The 16,988-nt window shown below is 71.6% G+C and carries 16 protein-coding genes and 1 tRNA gene; 4 read left to right on the top strand and 13 right to left on the bottom strand.

Features of this window, described 5'->3' with window-relative positions; all coding sequences use genetic code 11:
- Positions 1 to 57: 57 nt before the first annotated feature.
- From ACFYM2_RS19685 to ACFYM2_RS19660, 6 genes are all read right to left on the bottom strand, one after another.
- Positions 58 to 816: an IclR family transcriptional regulator C-terminal domain-containing protein gene (locus ACFYM2_RS19685; RefSeq protein WP_350230557.1), complete on the bottom strand. Its 759-nt coding sequence runs from the start codon at positions 814 to 816 to the stop codon at positions 58 to 60.
- A gap of 212 nt (positions 817 to 1,028) precedes the next feature.
- Complete coding sequence (locus ACFYM2_RS19680; RefSeq protein ID WP_359007704.1) at positions 1,029 to 1,811, bottom strand: amino acid ABC transporter ATP-binding protein; 783 nt, start codon at positions 1,809 to 1,811, stop codon at positions 1,029 to 1,031.
- Entirely contained in the window at positions 1,801 to 2,451 is a 651-nt protein-coding gene (gene ehuD, locus ACFYM2_RS19675; RefSeq protein WP_388837616.1) for an ectoine/hydroxyectoine ABC transporter permease subunit EhuD, read from the bottom strand. The genes ACFYM2_RS19680 and ehuD overlap by 11 nt, the downstream gene beginning before the upstream one ends.
- Positions 2,448 to 3,107 (bottom strand): ectoine/hydroxyectoine ABC transporter permease subunit EhuC, encoded by a 660-nt coding sequence (ehuC, locus tag ACFYM2_RS19670; protein WP_359007698.1) that lies wholly within the window; start codon positions 3,105 to 3,107, stop codon positions 2,448 to 2,450. Before ehuC ends, ehuD begins: the two co-directional genes overlap by 4 nt.
- The gene (ehuB, locus tag ACFYM2_RS19665) at positions 3,104 to 3,982 is read right to left on the bottom strand and encodes an ectoine/hydroxyectoine ABC transporter substrate-binding protein EhuB (RefSeq protein ID WP_388837612.1); all 879 of its coding nucleotides are present in this window, start codon (positions 3,980 to 3,982) and stop codon (positions 3,104 to 3,106) included. Before ehuB ends, ehuC begins: the two co-directional genes overlap by 4 nt.
- Before the next feature lie 76 nt (positions 3,983 to 4,058).
- Positions 4,059 to 5,459: an amidase gene (locus ACFYM2_RS19660; RefSeq protein ID WP_388837609.1), complete on the bottom strand. Its 1,401-nt coding sequence runs from the start codon at positions 5,457 to 5,459 to the stop codon at positions 4,059 to 4,061.
- Positions 5,460 to 5,603: 144 nt separating this feature from the next.
- On the opposite strand from ACFYM2_RS19660, the gene ACFYM2_RS19655 reads away from it, so the two are divergent.
- Both ACFYM2_RS19655 and ACFYM2_RS19650 read left to right on the top strand, forming a co-directional pair.
- Positions 5,604 to 6,701 (top strand): LLM class flavin-dependent oxidoreductase, encoded by a 1,098-nt coding sequence (locus ACFYM2_RS19655; RefSeq protein ID WP_359007691.1) that lies wholly within the window; start codon positions 5,604 to 5,606, stop codon positions 6,699 to 6,701.
- Between the two features lie 427 nt (positions 6,702 to 7,128).
- Positions 7,129 to 8,850: a glycosyl hydrolase family 18 protein gene (locus ACFYM2_RS19650; RefSeq protein ID WP_388455503.1), complete on the top strand. Its 1,722-nt coding sequence runs from the start codon at positions 7,129 to 7,131 to the stop codon at positions 8,848 to 8,850.
- A 145-nt stretch (positions 8,851 to 8,995) separates the two neighbouring features.
- Here the strand turns inward: ACFYM2_RS19650 and ACFYM2_RS19645 are convergent, their stop codons facing one another.
- A complete protein-coding gene (locus ACFYM2_RS19645; RefSeq protein ID WP_388837606.1) occupies positions 8,996 to 10,921 on the bottom strand; it encodes an EAL domain-containing protein in 1,926 nt (641 codons plus the stop codon).
- A gap of 341 nt (positions 10,922 to 11,262) precedes the next feature.
- Between ACFYM2_RS19645 and ACFYM2_RS19640 the strand changes: the two genes are divergently transcribed.
- Complete coding sequence (locus ACFYM2_RS19640) at positions 11,263 to 12,534, top strand: M6 family metalloprotease domain-containing protein (protein WP_388837603.1); 1,272 nt, start codon at positions 11,263 to 11,265, stop codon at positions 12,532 to 12,534.
- A 393-nt stretch (positions 12,535 to 12,927) separates the two neighbouring features.
- On the opposite strand, the gene ACFYM2_RS19635 is transcribed toward ACFYM2_RS19640, so the two are convergent.
- The 4 genes from ACFYM2_RS19635 to ACFYM2_RS19620 form a co-directional block, all read right to left on the bottom strand.
- Positions 12,928 to 13,001, bottom strand: a tRNA-Lys gene (locus ACFYM2_RS19635).
- Complete coding sequence (locus ACFYM2_RS19630) at positions 12,992 to 13,717, bottom strand: hypothetical protein (RefSeq protein ID WP_388837600.1); 726 nt, start codon at positions 13,715 to 13,717, stop codon at positions 12,992 to 12,994. The genes ACFYM2_RS19635 and ACFYM2_RS19630 overlap by 10 nt, the downstream gene beginning before the upstream one ends.
- Before the next feature lie 255 nt (positions 13,718 to 13,972).
- The gene (locus ACFYM2_RS19625; protein WP_350230547.1) at positions 13,973 to 14,320 is read right to left on the bottom strand and encodes a hypothetical protein; all 348 of its coding nucleotides are present in this window, start codon (positions 14,318 to 14,320) and stop codon (positions 13,973 to 13,975) included.
- A gap of 230 nt (positions 14,321 to 14,550) precedes the next feature.
- On the bottom strand, positions 14,551 to 15,426 hold the full coding sequence (locus tag ACFYM2_RS19620; RefSeq protein ID WP_388837597.1) for a LysR family transcriptional regulator: 876 nt from the start codon (positions 15,424 to 15,426) through the stop codon (positions 14,551 to 14,553).
- Between the two features lie 103 nt (positions 15,427 to 15,529).
- Here ACFYM2_RS19620 and ACFYM2_RS19615 point away from each other — a divergent pair, with 103 nt between their 5' ends.
- Positions 15,530 to 16,078 (top strand): GNAT family N-acetyltransferase, encoded by a 549-nt coding sequence (locus ACFYM2_RS19615; RefSeq protein ID WP_388455493.1) that lies wholly within the window; start codon positions 15,530 to 15,532, stop codon positions 16,076 to 16,078.
- Positions 16,079 to 16,568: 490 nt separating this feature from the next.
- Here ACFYM2_RS19615 and ACFYM2_RS19610 read toward each other — a convergent pair whose 3' ends face one another.
- Together ACFYM2_RS19610 and ACFYM2_RS19605 are read right to left on the bottom strand one after the other, a co-directional pair.
- Complete coding sequence (locus tag ACFYM2_RS19610) at positions 16,569 to 16,763, bottom strand: hypothetical protein (RefSeq protein ID WP_358995194.1); 195 nt, start codon at positions 16,761 to 16,763, stop codon at positions 16,569 to 16,571.
- Complete coding sequence (locus ACFYM2_RS19605) at positions 16,760 to 16,987, bottom strand: hypothetical protein (protein WP_388837594.1); 228 nt, start codon at positions 16,985 to 16,987, stop codon at positions 16,760 to 16,762. The genes ACFYM2_RS19610 and ACFYM2_RS19605 overlap by 4 nt, the downstream gene beginning before the upstream one ends.
- Position 16,988: the final 1 nt, after the last annotated feature.

Below are 16,988 nucleotides of genomic sequence, written 5' to 3'. Positions count from 1 at the left end.
GGTGCTGATGACCACCCCTGACGGCCGTTCTCGTCCGGGCCCGGGTGGCGCCCGGTCTCAGATGGCCAGCGAGAGCACCACCGGGGCGGCCCGGCGGTTGAGGGTGGCCGCCGCCGCGCGCAGCCGGTGGGCGTGCTCGATCGGCAGGGACAGGGCGAGGCAGCCCACGGCGGATCCGGCGGTCAGCGGAACGGCGGCGCAGACCGTGCCCACCGCGTACTCCTGGAGGTCGAGGACGGGCACGGTGGCGGGCTGGCTGTCGAGCTTGGAGAACAGGACCTTCTCGCTGGTGATCGTGCGCGAGGTCAGCCGGGCGATCTTGTGGCGCGAGAGGTGGTCCCGGCGGCCGTTCTGGTCGAGCTGGGTCAGCAGGCACTTGCCGACCGCGCTCGCGTGCGCCGCCGACTTGAAGTCGACCCACTCGTTGACCTTCGGCGCGCACGGCCCGTCCGCGTACTGGGTGATCTTCACTTCGCCGTCGATGTAACGGCTGATGTAGACCGCCGCGCCCACCGAGTCGCGCAGCGACATGAGGGTGTCCTGGATCTTGGACTCCAGCGCTTCCTTGCGGGCGGCGCCCGAACCGAGCAGCACCATCGAATCGCCGATCACATACGCGCCGTCGGCCACCTGCTCCACATAGCCCTCGCGGCGCAGCATCAGGAGCATGGAGGCCAGATGGGCGGTGGGCAGACCCGTCTCGCGCGCGATCTGGACGTCGGTGACGCCCCCGCCGTGACGGGAAATCGCCTCCAGGACGCGCAGGACGTAGTGCACCGAGTGGAACGGCGCGGTCGGCTCCGGCTTCAGCGCCACGGTTTCCCCCTAGCAGGTCGAGCTGCGAAGGTGGCAGGTCTGCCCTCCCACGATAGCCGCCAAGACCCGTTTCCGGTGGGGGTGTTGACAAGATTGGTGCCGCGCTCCAGGGCCCCTGTCCTGGGACGCGGCACCGTGGCATATGCCAGAGTCACGATTACGGGGCGTTCGGGTGGCCGGAACGTGAGGTCAGCGTCGTGTACGGCGCGTGTTCACGCGATCGCGCCCAGGAACTCCCGGGTGCGCTCGTGCTCCGGCGCACCGAAGATCTGCTCCGGCGGGCCCGACTCGATGACCTTGCCCGCGTCGAACATCATCACCTCGTCCGAGATGTCCCGCGCGAAGCTCATCTCGTGGGTGACGCAGAGCATGGTGATGTCCGTGGTGCGGGCGATGTCGCGCAACAGATCGAGGACGCCCGCCACCAGCTCCGGGTCGAGCGCGGAGGTCACCTCGTCCAGGAGCAGCACCTCCGGCCGCATCGCCAGCGCCCGCGCGATCGCGACGCGCTGCTGCTGCCCGCCGGAGAGCTGGGCGGGCTTGGCGTCGCGCTTGTCGCCGAGCCCCACCAGGTCGAGCAGTTCGCGGGCGCGCGCCTCGGCCTCGTCGGGGGAGAGGCCGAGCACGCGCACCGGCGCCTCGGTGATGTTGCGCAGCACGCTCATGTTGGGGAACAGATTGAACTGCTGGAAGACCATGCCGATCTTCTTGCGGGCCTCTCTGCGCTCCTTCTCGCCCGCGGGGAACAACCGGTTGCCGTTGACCTGGATGGTCCCCGAGTCCGGGGTCTCCAAGGTCATGAGCAGCCGCAGGATCGTGGTCTTGCCGGAGCCCGAGGGGCCGATCAGGGTGACGTGCCTGCCCTTGCGGGCGGTGAAGCAGAGGTCGTCGAGGACGGTGTTGTCGCCGAAGCGTTTGGTGACGTTCTCGAAGCGGATCAGCTCGCTGCCGCTCCGCTTCTTCAGGGGCGTCTCGATCTGGGTGTCAGCGGACAAGGCGGCGCTCCAGGGCTCGTACGAACAGCGAAGCCGGATAGGCGATGAGGATGAAGGCGACGCCGACCACGGTCAGCGGCTCGGTGTACTGGAAGGTGCTCGCGCCCGCCAGACGGGACTGCTGCAACATCTCCAGGACGCCGATGCCGGCGAGCAGCGGCGTGTCCTTCAGCATGGAGATGACGTAGTTGCCGAGCGCGGGCGCGATGCGGCGGACGGCCTGGGGCAGGATCACCGCGAGCCAGGTGCGGTGCGCGGGCAGGCTCAGCGCGGTCGCCGCCTCCCACTGGCCCTTGGGCACGGCGTCGATGCCGGCCCGGTAGACCTGCGCGGTGTACGTGGAGTAGTGCAGGCCGATGGCGAGGATGCCGGTGGTCAGGGCGGAGAACTTCACGCCCCACTCCGGCAGCACGAAGAACAGGAAGAACAGCTGTACGAGCAGCGGGGTGGTGCGGATGAACTCCGTGATCAGGTGCACCGGCCAGCGCACGAAACGGGTCGGCGCGCGGAAGGCGAGCGCCCACACCAGGCCGAGGGAGAAGGAGATGAGGGAGCCGAGCGCGAGGACCTTCAGCGTGGTGAGCACGCCGTCCCCGAAACGCGGCATGAAGTCCCAGACGGCGTACCAGTCCCAGTTCACTTGACGCTCACCCCCAGATTCGCCTTGGTGCGCCGCTCCAGCGCCTTCATCCCCCGGGTCAGGCCGAAGGCGAGCACGAAGTAGATGACCAGGGTCACGGTGTAGATCCCCGCGCTGTCCTGCGTCGCGAGCCGCACCAGATACGCCGCGAACGACACGTCGCCCACCCCGAGCAGGGAGACGAGCGCGGTCCCCTTGAGCAGTTCGACCAGCAGGTTGCAGAACGGCGGGATCATCTCCGGCACCGCCTGCGGCAGCAGCACGAGCCGCATCCGCTGCCAGGGGGACAGGCTGAGCGCGATGCCCGCCTCACGCTGGGCGGGCGCCACCGCGTTCAGGGCGCCGCGCACGATCTCCGCTCCGTACGCCCCGTAGGACAGGCCGAGCGCGAGCACCGCCGCCCACATCGGGACCAGCTGCCAGCCCGCGAGCGGCGGCAGCACGAAGAACAGCCAGAACATCAGGACCAGCGCCGAGGTGCCCCGGAAGATCTCCGTGTACGCGGCCGCGAAGAAGCGCACCACGCGGGAGCGGTGGGTGCGGGCCATGCCCACACCGAAGGCCACCGCGGCCGCCAACGCGGCGCTGTAGAGGGTGAGTTGGACGGTGATCCAGATTCCCGGCAGCACCCAGTGCTGCCACAGTCCCGCCGTCATCGGCACAGCTCCTTGGCGGTCAGGGTGGTCATCTCGGCCTGCGTGAAACCGAAGGGCCTCAGGATCCGGAAGAGCTCGCCGCTCTGCTTCATGCGGTGGATCTCGGCGTTGAAGGCGTCGCGCAGCGCGCCGTCGGTGGGCCGGAACGCGAAGCCGCCGCCGTCGATCTTCTTCTTGCCGTCGACGACCGCGGCGAAGGGCTCGGTGGCCTCGGCCCGCGCGCTCTTCTTCACCACCTCGCGCACGGTCAGCGCGGTGCCGGCGAACACGTCCACCCGGCCGGACTCCACGGCGTTCAGGCCCGCCACCTGGTCCTGGAGGATCACGATGTCCTTTTCGGGATATCCGGCGGCGGTGGCGTAGCCGATCTCCGCGTAGCCGGTGCCGGTCGCGAACCGCGCCTTGGCGCGGACGACGTCCTCGTAGGTGCGCAGGTTCTTCGGGTTGCCCTTGCGGACGATGAACGCGTCCAGCATCTGGTACTCGGGGTCGGCGAACAGCACCTGGGCGCAGCGGTCCTTGTTGATGTACATCCCGGCGGAAACGACGTCGAACTGCTGGGAGTTGAGGCCGGGGATCAGCGAGGAGAAGTCGGTGGCCACGGGCTGGACGCGGCCGATTCCGAGCCGTTTGAAAATCACCCGGGCCAGTTCGGGGGCCTCGCCGGTGAACTCGCCCTGCTCGTTCACATACCCGTAGGGGACCTCACCGGCGATGCCGAGGCGGACCGTGCCCTGTGACTTCAGGCGGGCGAGCGCGTCGCCCTTGGGGACCCGCGAGCAGGCGGCGGCGCCGGTGAGGGCGACGGCGGCGGCGCCGGTGAGCAGCGTCCGCCGGGGTATGGAGGGTCTGGGGCGTGGGGTAGCTCGAGCCATGGCGGCGCGGCTACCCCTCTTCATCCGGCCCATGCCTGCTTTTTTTTCGGACACCGCGCGGGCCCGCGCCCCGGGTTCACCCCATAGGGGCGCCCAGGATGGCGGCGGCCGCGCGCAGGACCACCGCGTCGCCGTGGCGCGCGGCGATCAGTTGGAGGCCGATCGGAAGCCCCTCGGTGTCGGCGCCGATGGGCACGGTCGCCGCCGGCTGCTGGGTGAGATTGAACGGATACGTGAACGGCGTCCACCCCGTCCAGCCACGAGGCGACGCCCCCGCCGGCGCCTCGCGGCCCGCCGCGAAGGCGGTCAGCGGCAGGGTCGGGGTCACCAGGAGGTCGTAGCGCCGGTGGAAGCGGGCCATGCGCCGGGCGAGCTCAAGGCGCGCGTCCTGTGCGGCGAGCAGGTCGAGGGCCGAGAGCCGGGCGCCGCGCGCCGCGATCGCCCGTAGCCCCGGGTCGATCAACTTCCGCTTGTCCGGGGCCACTTGGTCGACCAGTCGGGCCGCCCCGGCGTTCCGCAGCGTCTGGAAGACCTCGACGGGATCGGCGAAGTCGGGGTCGGCCTCTTCCACGTACGCGCCGAGGCCGGCGAGCCGGGTCACCGCCGCCCGCACCGCGGCCGCCACCTGCGGGCGTACCGCGACCTGCCCGCCGAAGGAGGCCGAGTAGGCGATCCGCAGGCCTTTGACGCCGGACGCCGCGTCCTCGGTGAGCGCGGTCACGCAGGAGCGGGCGGGAGGTTCGAGCGCGGTCGGGTCCCGGTCGTCCGCGCCGCTGATGACGTCGAGGAGCAGCGCCGCGTCCGCCGCGTCCCGGGCGATGGGGCCCACGTGGGAGAGGGTGCCGAAGGGGCTCGCGGGGTACAGGGGGACCCGGCCGTAGGTGGGTTTGAGCCCGAGAACCCCGCAGAACGACGCCGGGATGCGGATCGAGCCGCCGCCGTCCGTGCCGAGCGACAGCGGCCCCGCTCCCGCCGCGACCGCCGCCGCGCTGCCGCCGCTGGATCCGCCCGCCGTGCGCGCGGGGTCATGGGGGTTGCGGGTGACGCCGGTGCGCGGGGAATCGGTGACGCCCTTCCAGCCGAACTCGGGCGTCGTCGTCTTGCCGATGAGCACCGCGCCGTGCTCGCGCAGCCGCGCGACGGCCGGGGCGTCCTCGTCCCAACTCCCTTTTTCAGAAGTGGTGTTGGAGCCACGAAGGGTGGGCCCGCCCGCCTGGAGGAGCAGGTCCTTGACCGACACCGGAACCCCGTCGAGCAGTCCTTTCGGCTCCGAGGCGCCCCAGCGCTCCGTGGCGGCGCGGGCCTGGGCGAGGGCGGACTCGTGATCGACGCGTACGAAGGCGTTGAGGCGGGTCCTGGCTTCTTCGGCGCGGGCCAGGACCGCGCGGGTGACCTCGGTGGGCGAGAAGGCCTTGGCCCGGTAGCCGGCCAGTAGTTGACGTGCCGTCAGGTCGCTCAGTTCGCTCGGCTCAGTCATGAGGGGTGTCGTACCCATGTTTTCCCGGGCCCACGTGAGCGGACGGGCCGGGCTCCGCCCGTGTTGGGTGCGCGGAAGCGTACGCGTGTGATGACGATGATGACGGCGCGCGTGATGTCGACGCGTGTGACGACGACGCGTGTGATGACGATCTGGAGGCGTGGAGCGGTGGACGTGGATGCGATACGCGGGACGGCGCTCGGTGCCGCGCCCGTACCCCTGTCCGTACTCGACCTGGTGACGGTGGGCGCCGGCTACACCGCGCACCGGGCGCTCGCCACCAGCGTGGAGATCTCCCGGCTCGCCGAGCGGCGCGGCTTCCACCGGCACTGGGTGGCCGAGCACCACTCCATGCCCGGGGTCGCCTCGTCCGCGCCCGCCGTGATCCTGGCCCACCTCGCCGCGCACACCTCGCGCATCCGGCTCGGCTCGGGCGGCGTGATGCTGCCCAACCACGCGCCGCTGGTGATCGCCGAGCAGTTCGGCACGCTGGAGGCGATGGCGCCGGGCCGTATCGACCTCGGGCTCGGGCGTGCGCCCGGCACGGACGGCGCGACGGCGGCGGCGCTGCGCCGCACGGACAGGCTGAACGAGGGCGCCGAGGACTTCCCCCAGCAGCTGGCCGAGCTGATCCGTTTCCTCGACGACGACTTCCCCGACGGGCACCCCTATGCCCGCATCCACGCGGTCCCGGGACCCGTGCAGGGTCCCTCGGCCCGGCCGCCCATCTGGCTGCTCGGCTCCTCCGGCTTCAGCGCTCGCCTGGCCGGGGCGCTCGGCCTGCCCTTCGCCTTCGCCCACCACTTCTCGGCGGCCAACACGGTCCCGGCGCTCGACCTCTACCGCGACTCCTTCCGGCCTTCGGCGTTCCTGGCCGAGCCGTACGCCCTGATCGGCGTCTCCGCGCTGGCGGCGGACGACGAGCGCGAGGCGCGGCGCCAGACGCTGACCAACGCGCTGTCGATGGTCCGGCTGCGCACCGGGCGCCCGGGCCTCGTGCCGACGCCCGAGGAGGCCGAGGCGTACCAATTCAGCGCGCTGGAGCGGGAGTTCGTGGACGGCTGGCTCGCGAACGTCATCTCCGGTACGGGGGAGGAGGTGCGGGCGGGGCTCGACGACCTCCAGAAGCGGACGGGGGCGGACGAGCTGATGATCACGGCGAACGCGCACGGGCCGGATGTGCGGGTCCGCTCGTACGCCCTGATCGCCGACGCGTACGACCTCCCCACCCTGCCCTCCTGACCCGGGCGGGGTCGGGCATCCCGTGCCGGTCCCTGCCGGGAGCGGGGCTGAGGATGCGCATGCGGGCCGGCGCCAGCCCCGCCAGGGGCGCGGGGAACTGCGCGAGGAGCGACCACGGCCCGCAGCCGGGGCCCCTGGGGCTCCGCCCCAGACCCCATTCGCGCTGAACGCGCTCGTCCTCAATCGCCGGACGGGCTGGGTATGCGCATGCGGGCCGGCGCCGAGTAGTTAGGGGCGCGGGGAACTGCGCGAGTGCGGGGCCAGGGTGGGGCAGACCGGGGCAACTGGGGGCTGGCGCCGGGGAGTCGTGGAGGGATTGGTCTAGTCCTTATTTGGTTCAGACCATTGACGCGACCCCGACAGGATCGCTATCAATTCCTCACCCACCCATTCCGCACCCCACGCCCCACCCCCCCCGGAGGCCGACTTGCCCCGCCGCACCCCCCTCGTCGCCGCCCTGAGCACCGCCGTGCTCACCGCCGGCGCCCTGGCCGCCTTCGCGGGCCTCGGTACCGCGTCCGCCGCCGACTCCGCCCAGAGTTCCACCCGGGGCGCCGCCGCCGCGCCCTCCACCGGTGGCGTGAAGATCGCGTACTACGACCAGTGGAGCGTGTACGGGAACGCCTTCTACCCCAAGCACCTCGACACCCGCGGCATCGCCGGCAAACTCGACGTCCTGAACTACTCGTTCGGCAACATCGACCCCACCAACCTCACCTGCTTCGAGGCGAACAAGGCGGCGGGCGACGACAACAACCCCAACGCCGGTGACGGCGCGGGCGATTCGTTCGCCGACTACCAGAAGTCGTTCTCGGCCGCCGACAGCGTGAGCGGCGTCGCCGACACCTGGAACCAGCCGATCGTGGGCGTCTTCAACCAGTTCAAGGAGCTGAAGGCGAAGTACCCCAAGCTGAAGATCAACATCTCGATCGGCGGCTGGACGTACTCCAAGTACTTCCACGACGCGGCCCTCACCGACGCCAGCCGCAAGAAGTTCGTGTCGTCCTGCATCGACCAGTACATCGCAGGCAACCTGCCCACCGAGGGCGGCTACGGCGGCGCCGGCGCGGCGGCCGGGATCTTCGACGGCGTCGACATCGACTGGGAGTATCCGGGCTCGCCCGACGGCCACCTCGGCAACCACTACGGCGCCGAGGACAAGGCCAACTACACCGCCCTGCTCGCCGAGTTCCGCAAGCAGCTCGACGCGTACGGCTCCGCGCACGGCGGCAAGCACTACCTCCTGACGGCGGCGCTCCCGGCCGGCCAGGACAAGATCAAGAACATCGAGACGGACAAGATCGGCGCGTCCCTCGACTACGCCAACATCATGACGTACGACATGCACGGCGCCTGGAACGCGACGGGCCCGGCCTACCACCAGTCCCCGCTGGTCTCGCCGCCCAACGACCCCACGGACGTCATCAAGCCCGGCACCCAGAAGTACTCGATCTCCAACGCGATCGACTCCTGGATCGACGGCAACCCCGCCTACGGCATAGCCGGCGGCTTCCCCGCCAACAAGATCACGCTCGGGTACGAGTTCTACTACCGGGGCTGGAAGGGCGTCCCCGCCACCAACAACGGCCTCGGCCAGAGCGCGACCGGACCCTCCAATGCCCGGCCCACCAGCCAGGTCGCGGGCACCGCGCTCTACAAGGAGCTCGGCGGCATCGTCGACAACCCGGCGACCACCTTCTGGGACGCCGACGCGAAGGCCTCGTACTTCTACAAGGACGGCGAGTTCTTCACCGGCCTCGACAAGCAGTCCATCCAGGCCCGCGCCGACTACGCCCACCAGCGCGGTCTGGCCGGCGCCATGATGTACAGCCTGCTCGGGCTCGACGACAAGACGACCCTGCTCAACCAGATCGTGGACGCGGTCGGCTCCTCGCCCTCCTCGACCCCGGACCCGACGCCCACGGCCACCAACTCCCCCTCGCCGAAGCCGACTCCGACCGCCACCACCAGCCCCTCCCCGACGCCCGGCGGCTGCACCGCCACCGCGTGGGACAGCGGCGCCACGTACACCGGCGGCAGCCAGGTCTCCTACGGCGGTCACACCTGGAAGGCCCAGTGGTGGACGAAGGGCGAGCAGCCCGGCACCACCGGACAGTGGGGCGTCTGGCAGGACCTCGGCGCCTGCTGAGTCCGCCCGAATTCGCACCGCCACCCTGCCCCGTGCCCGCTCCGCCCTCCTCCCCGGGGGCGGGGCGGGCGCGCGGGCGTACAGGCGTATGGGCGTACGGGCCTCCGCAAGCTCAGGGCTCACGCAAGCCAGACCTGCCGCCGCCTCAGACCTCCTGCGGGCTGAGGCCGATCATCATGGCGATGCGGTCCGGCGCGACGGCCCGTGAGTAGTGCCAGCCCTGGCCGGTGTCGCAGCCGATCCGGGCGAGCCGGGTGGCCTGCTCGGCGGTCTCCACGCACTCGGCGGTGACGGTGAGCCCGAGCCGGTGGGCGAGCTGGACCATGGCCTCGACGATGGTCTCGTCGGCGGGGCTCGGGTGCGCGCCGCCCTCGTCGTACTGGAAGCCGCGTACGAAGGAGCCGTCCAGTTTGAGGACGGAGACGGGCAGCCGGCTCAGATAGGCGAGGTTGGAGTACCCGGTCCCGAAGTCGTCGATCGCGATGTTCACGCCCATGAGGGACAGCGCCTGAAGGGCCTGGAGCGGCCGGCCGGCCGAGCCCATCACCGCGGACTCGGTCAGCTCCAACTGGAGCAGATCCGGGCTCAGTTGGGTCTCTTCCAGGATTTCCGCGACGTCCGCCACCAGGTCGGAGTCCCACACCTGGCGCACCGCGACATTGACGCTCACGAAGACCGGCGGCACGTGCGGATGCTCGATCTGCCAGCGCCTGGCCTGCCAGCACGCGGTGCGCAGCACCCAGCGCCCGAGCTGCACCACCGAGCCGTCCTCCTCGGCGATCTGGATGAACCGATTCGGCGGAAGCAGCCCGAATTGCGGGTGGTTCCAGCGGACCAGCGCCTCCACGCCGTGCACGACCCCGTCGGCCATGCCCACCAGCGGCTGGTACTCCAGGGTGAACTCGCCGCGCTCCACGGCCGGCCGGAGCGTGGAGGACAGGGCCTGGCGGGTCATGCGGTGGGCGTTGCGCTCGGGGTCGAAGAGCGTCCAGCGGGCCTTGCCGTCGGCCTTCGCCCAGTACAGCGTGGTGTCGGCGGCCTGCATGAGACCGGTCGCCGTGGTGCCGGCGCCGGCCCGCTCCACCACCCCGATCGAGGCCGACACCGACAGGCGCTGGCCCGCGAGGTCGAAGGGCCGCTGCAACGCGTTCAGTACGGAACGGGCGAGCTCGGCCAGCTGCTCGGTCCCCGTGGAATCCTCGACCAGGACCGCGAACTCGTCGCCGCCGAGCCGCGCCACCAGGTGCCCGCCGCCGCGCGCGTAGCCGGACTGGTCGGCGCACTCCATCAGGCGCGCCGCGACCGCGCTGAGCAGCCGGTCCCCGACGCGGTGCCCGAGCGTGTCGTTGACCGCCTTGAACCCGTCGAGGTCGAGGTAGCAGATCCCGATCCGGCCGGTGCCGCCGTTGTCGTACGCGGACGCCTCAAGTGCGGAGGTCAGCCGCTCGAAGAAGAGGGTGCGGTTGGGCAGGCGGGTCACCGGGTCGTGCATCTGGAGGTGGCGCAGGCGGGCCTGGAGTTCGCGCCGGTCGCTGATGTCGGCGATGGACAGCAGCACGCTGGCGCTGTCGGGTACGGGGGCGACGGTGACCTCGGCCCACAGCGAGTGCCCGTCGGGGTGCTTGAGGCGGCGGGTGCAGCGGAAGCGGTTGCGGGCGCCGCGCAGCACCTCGCGGTAGGCGTGCCAGGTGCGGTGGTCGGCGGCGAGGTCGACGAGGTCGGCGGCGTCCTGCTCGCGCAGGGAGGCCGGGTCGGTGCCGAGGAGTTCGGCGAGGGCGTCGTTGGCGGCGACGACGCTTCCCTCCCGGTCGACGACGGCCATCGCGAGGTGGGCGGCGTTGAAGGCGGCCTGGTAGTCGCGCGGGGCGGAGGGGGCGTGCGCGCCGGGGGCGCGGGCGGGGCCGGCCGGGGTGGAGGGGGAGGGGTCGGGGGGATGCTCGGACAGGGGGCATCCGGGGCTTTCCGGGGGGCGCTCCGCCACGGCGCCCGCGATCCGGTCCGTATGACGCTCTGTGACGGGCGGCCGGATGGTCCCGGGTGCGCGACCCGGTCCTTCGGAGGTTCCGCTCACCGCTGGCTCCCGCAGTGCATTCGAGTTGTGCAGAGGTAGTACGGAGATGGCCGGGGTCTTCGGCCGGGGTGGACGACGGCCCCAAGAGGCCGGATCCACGCAGGAAAGTGTGCCGATCATAGAGGCTGGCGCCCGGCGCGATCCAGCGTCACCGTCGTGATCAAGAGCACCCGGAGTCCTCCGTCGATCGTTGACCGATCGTTTCTGCGCGGGTGTGGCCGGGCTCCGTCCGTCGGTGACCACTCGTGACTTTCTGTATATCAGCCGGGGTGTCGCGCCCCTCACCCTTCCGGGCCAGCAAAACATGGCATAACTCTGTAAATCTGCACAAAGTGGGCGGGATGTCCCGCATCCCGCTTCCGGAGGTCGCCGTGCAGGGTCAGCAGACACCCGGGGGAGTGGAGCGTGTCCGGCTGCGCAGCGCGGCCGCCGCGCTCACCTCCTTCATGGCGCTCGCCGCCATCTCCCTGGTGTCCGGTCCCGCCGTGGCGGCGGACTCCCCGGTGCTGCCGTGCGCCCTGCCGAGGACCGACGCCCACCACTCGCTCGGCGTCGACACCTGGAACTCCGCCTACCCGCGCCCGGTGCGCGCCCTCAAGGCGGTCATGGTGTTCCTGTCCTTCCCCGACTCCCGGCCCGTCGCCGACCCCAAGGACCTGGCCGCCGACTACTTCCCCGCCACCAGCCGCTTCTTCGAGCAGGCCTCGTACGGGAAGTTCCGGCTCGACGCCGAGCCGCAGCGGCGCTGGGTGCGGATGCCGGCCGCGTCGACCTCGTACCGCATGGAGCGGGACTGGGACCCCGCCCAGCGCACCCGGTACCTCACGGACGCGATCCGGGCGGCCGACCCCACGACGGACTTCTCGCGGTACGACATCGTCTACCTGGTCGCCGATCCGGACGCGCCCGGCGTCGACTCGGACGCCACCAAGGTGGTCAACTTCGACCGGCCCGTGCGCGCCGACGGCCGCGACATCAACCGGGTCGTGACGGTCTTCGAGCACCACCCGCCGGACCGCAACGTGCTGGCCCACGAGACCGGGCACGTCTTCGACCTGCCCGACCTCTACCACCGGCCGCAGGACGGCAAGAGCGGCGACTGGGACACCTATGTCGGCGACTGGGATGTGATGGGCAGTCAGTTCGGTACGGCGCCCGACCTGTTCGCGTGGCAGAAGTGGAAGCTCGGCTGGATCGACCGGCGCGAGGTCGGCTGCGTGAGCGGCGACGGCACGAGCCGCATCACCCTGGAGCCACTGTCCGCGTCCCCCGCGAAGGCGGGCGCCGGCAAGCGGCTCGCGGTGGTCCGCACCGGCGAGGACCACGCCATCGCCATCGAGGCGCGCGAACCGGCGGGCCTGGACCGGGCGAGCTGCGCGTCGGGGCTCCTGGTCTACCGGGTGCGCAGCGGATCCGGGTCCGGCGGCGGCCCGGTGGAGGTGCTGGACGCACATCCCGACACGGAGGCGTGCTGGGAGAAGTCGGTCTACCCGGCACTCGCGGACGCGCCGGTGGGCGTGGGCGAGACGTTCACCGTGCCGGGCGAGGGGATCAAGATCGAGGCGGAGGGGCGGACGAAATCGGGCGCGTGGACGGTGAAGATCTCCCACTGACGCGGAGACCTCCCACTGACCCTGGCCCGGCTGCCCTGGCCCGGCCTGGCCCGGGGGCGACCGCGTGCGGGGTCGGCAGCGTGCGGGGCTCGGTCGCGTGCCGGGGGCGCACGAGTGCCGGGGGCGGCCGGCGTGCCAGGGACGCACGGCCCGGGTCGGCCGCCTGGGGATGTTGTCGCCGGGCTGCCTCGCGGGGCCTGTTTCGCTGGGCCTGCCTCGCGGGGTTGCGTCATCGGGCCCGTCGCGCTGGGCCCGTCTCGCCGGGGTGCCTCACCGGGCCGTCCCGCTGGGCCCGCCTCACCTGGCTCCCTCGGCCGCCCCCAGCGGGGCTCCAAGGGTCCCGCTCAGGGCACGAAGAAGCCCCCCGCTCGCGCGGGGGGCTTCTTCCGTCGGTGCGCCGCCAGGGACTCGAACCCCGGACCCGCTGATTAAGAGTCAGCTGCTCTAACCAACTGAGCTAGCGGCGCCTGCTGACGTCGTAGACATTAGCATCCTGATCCGCGCGAGGAAAAATCGATAACGAGGACGCGTCCACGGCCTCGTTCCTGGCGGCCCGCACGCACGCCCACAGCAGGACGTCAGGCCCCGGCAGCCAGGGGCGGCGGGTGTCGGGCGCGACCAGCCAGCGGGCCGCGCCGGAGCTCTCCCGCCCGGGGGGTACCAGCGCCGGGACGGTGACGGCGTCACCGGCGCCGTGGCACAGCAGCGGGGGCACGGTGGCGTCGGGCCCGTACCACTCCTCCCACTCCAGGAGCGAGGGCAGGCGCTGCGCGGTGCCGGGGGCGGCGAACAGGAGCATGCGGCCCCGGTGGACCGCGACGGGGCCCGAGCCGGGCCCCTCCGCCCACAGCCGGTCGAGCATGCGGCGTCCGAAGATCGACGGCACGTTGACCACGTCGAAGACCGAGCCGCAGGACACCACGCCGGGCGCGGTGGGCCGGGCCTCCCACAGTGCGAGCGTGCTGCGCGGATGCCCACAGGCGGACGCCAGCCAGGCCGCACCCGCCGAGGTCACCTCCCCGGCCTGGTGACACCCCTCGCCCCGCAGCAGACGGAAGACGTCGAGGGTGTCGTCGTGGCCGGCGGGGCCACCGCCGCGCGGGCCCACCGCCGTGAGGTGGCCGCCACCCGTCTCCGTCTGCCGCACGCCGCTGCTCCCGCCGTTGCCGTTGCCGCTGCTCATGCTCTACGTCTACCGGCCGCGCCGGCCCGGCCCCGGCGGCTTGGCGGAAACCGGGACAGGGCGGGGCGGGAGGGCGTATCTTGCGGCCCGGCATATGCCCGGGGCGCGTGGTCGGCGGGACCGGTTGGACGGGGGCGGGCCTGGGCGGGCTGGGGAGGGGGGAGCCGTACGGGGTGGTCGTACGGGGATGCCGGGGCCACGGCCTCGGGGCTCGCCCGTCGTGCGGCCCGGGTTTCAGGGGCGGGCCTCCCGGCGCTACGCCAGGTCGCTGCCCCGCATCAGATCCCGGCCGAACTCGATCATCTTCTTCGCGTAGTCCTCGGTCCACTGTGCCCGTTCCGCCACGTCGGCGGGGGTGAGGCGATCGAAGCGGCGCGGGTCGGCGAGCTGGGCCGCCGCGACCGCCTGGAACTCCACCGCGCGGTCGGCGGCCGCCCGGAAGGCGAGCGCGAGCTCGGTCGCGCGCGACAGGAGCGCCCGGGGGTCGTCCATGGACTCCAGATCGAAGAAGTGCTCCGGGTCGGCGGTCGCCTCGGAAGGCTCGAAGAGCAGCGGCGCGGGCCTCAGCCGCTGCCGCTCCTCGTTCCGCTCGTGCTCCGGCATGTCTGTCCTCCCAGGGCAGGTCGACGCTCAGGGTCCGGGCGCCCCGGGCCACCGTCCATTCTCCCGCGTGCGCGCAAGGGGGCCCGGCGGGGGCGGGCACGGGCAGCCGCACGCGGGGCGTGCGCCGGGTGGCCCGCGGTGCGGGCGCAGAGTGAGGCCGGCTCGGACGAGGCTGGTGATGCGTGAGGGCGGGGCGTTTCCCGCGTGATGGTGTCCGAGGGCGCGGTGGGTCAGGACTTGAGGTGCCCCAGGGCGTTGATCACGGCAGCGATGGCGGGCTCGGCGGCGCGTTCGCGGTGGTGGGCTGCCATGAGGTGGACGTGCCATTCGGGCATGTCGCACACGTCGAGTTCGACCAGGGTGCGGGCGGCGAGGTCGCGTTCGACCGTGGCGCGGGTGAGGACGGCGACGGCCTGCCCGGAGTGCGCGAGATCGGCTGCCGTCTCGGCGGAACTGACGCGGTAGAGCTGATGCGCGCGGGCGGGGGCGTCCAGGAGCAGTTCGTGAAAGAGCTGCGCACCGCTGCCCCAGAGGTTCACGGCGAGGGGGTGGCCGCTCAGCCCCGCGATGTCGCAGGGGCCCGCCGCGAGCGGGTGGTCCGGGTGACAGACCGCGATGACCGGCTCACTGCGGAACGGGTGCAGCCGTACCTCTTGAGCGTGCGGCATCGGCAGGGTGATGGCGATGTCGGTCGCGCCCGCGGCCACCCGTTGGAGTGCGTCCTGACTGTGCTGGTCGTCGACCACGACGGCGTATCTGAGCGGTTGCAGCGCACCGATGACGAAGGGGACGGCCAGCGGCGCGTAGCTGGCGTGGGTGGTCATGTGCAGGGTGCCTTGGGTGCCGTCCTCCCGTGCGATGTCCAGGGCCCGGGCCGCCAGATCCAGACACCGCTCCGCGTGGGGCAGCAGCCGTTCCCCTGCGGGCGTCAGCGACACTCCTCGGCTGGAGCGGTCGAGCAGTGGCTGACCGACGAGCCGTTCCAGTCGGCGCAGCCGCTCGCTGACGGACGGTTGCGCGACGCGCAGCTCACGTGCTGCGGCGGACAGCGAGCCGACGGATGCGGCGGTGACGAAGACACGCAGGTCCGCGAGTTCCAGGGCCATAGGTGCAGCCTATGGCCAGCGCCTTCGGATCACGGGGTTCTGTGGGGCCGAAGGCGCCCATAGCGTGCCGGTATGACATCCCCGTTGAGGTGAGGAGCCTCTGGTGCAAGAGACTTACGAGACCGCTGTCGAACTCGTCCCTGCGACTACGGATGATCTGCCCGGGATCGTCGCCATCCAGAACCACATGGCCGCGACCTCGCACGCCCGGTTCGCCACCAGACCGCATCGCGTGGAGGAACGGCGGGACTGGTTCGCTCAGTTCGCGGAGACGGGTCCGTACCGGATGCTCGTCGCCCGGCGCGGCAACCAGGTGCTCGGTTATGCCTGTAGCCAGTGCTACCGCGATCAGGACGCTTTCCGGGAAACGGTCGAGGTGAGCATCGGACTCGGCGAGGACAGCAGAGGACGGGGGCTGGGAACCGCCCTCTACCGTGCGCTCTTCGGTCTCCTGGCCGACGAACCGGTGCATGTCGCCCTCGCCGGCATCGCCCTGCCGAACGACGTGTCGGTGGCCCTGCACCGCAAGTTCGGCTTCGCCGAAATCGGAACCTTCCATGAGTACGCCGTGAAGAACGGCCAGTACCTGAGCTCCCTGTGGATGCAACGCCTGCGGTCCACCACCCCGTTCCCGGGACCGGACCGGAGCTGACGGGCTCCGTGACCGTCTGCCAGGGGCCAACGGGTATAACGGGTATACGGGGCGGGGTCCGCAAGAGGCGTGCGGTAGCCGCAGACGGCCGCATGTTCGTCGCCCCCGGGACGGGCCCGTCGGGAAACCGGCTTCGAAGGGCCCGGTGCCTGTGGCCAACGAGCGGCTGGGCAGGTAACGGGCCGCGTCGATGAAGGCATGCCTGGTCCTGGACGGGACCCTCTGCCCATCGACCGCGTCGCCGCCGACCGGTGTTTCTCCAGCAGGCCCCGGGGCGGGTACCCGAGCCGGAGTGGCAGGGGCGTTCTTTTGACGACTACCTACGCCGTGACGTCGAACTCGCCCAGCTTGGCACCGGGAAGGAAGCCCGCCCACTCGATGGCGGTGAACCCTGGGTCTGAAGCGGTCTGCCCTCACCGGGGGGCCAAAGCCCGCTCCTGCCACATCGCGCCGCCGCGACCATGGAAAGAGCGGGAGTATCAGGCGCTCGTCAGGTCAGGGGCGGCAGGCGAATCGTGCCCAGTCGACGCACCTCGGCCATGAAGGCGTATGGCCCAAGACCTCGGGCGCCGGTCGTGATGACGGAGCCATTTTCTGCGGCGATGCTCAGGGCGAGCCGGTACAGCACCGCAAGCGATTCGTCCGGGCTCAACTCCTCGGGCGTGTACGCCGAAGGCTCGCTCACGACGGGCCCGCGTGGTCGAGGCTCCCGGCCCGGATCACCTCTGCGACCTGCTCGGCCAGGTGCGCGGGGAGCTGGCCCACGTCCACCCACGCAGTTCCCTTACGGCTCACCGTGGGCCGCAAGTGCGATGTCTGTGTGACCCCGGCTCCCATGCCGTTCAGGGCTTCTCTGAGCGCGTCGGTGGCGTGCTGGGCGCGGGTCCAGGCGTCGCGCCATTCCCGCATC

Origin of the sequence: Streptomyces sp. NPDC006711 (assembly GCF_042869775.1) — a bacterium.
Taxonomy (GTDB): domain Bacteria; phylum Actinomycetota; class Actinomycetes; order Streptomycetales; family Streptomycetaceae; genus Streptomyces.
This window is presented reverse-complemented; position numbering and strand designations above follow the sequence as displayed.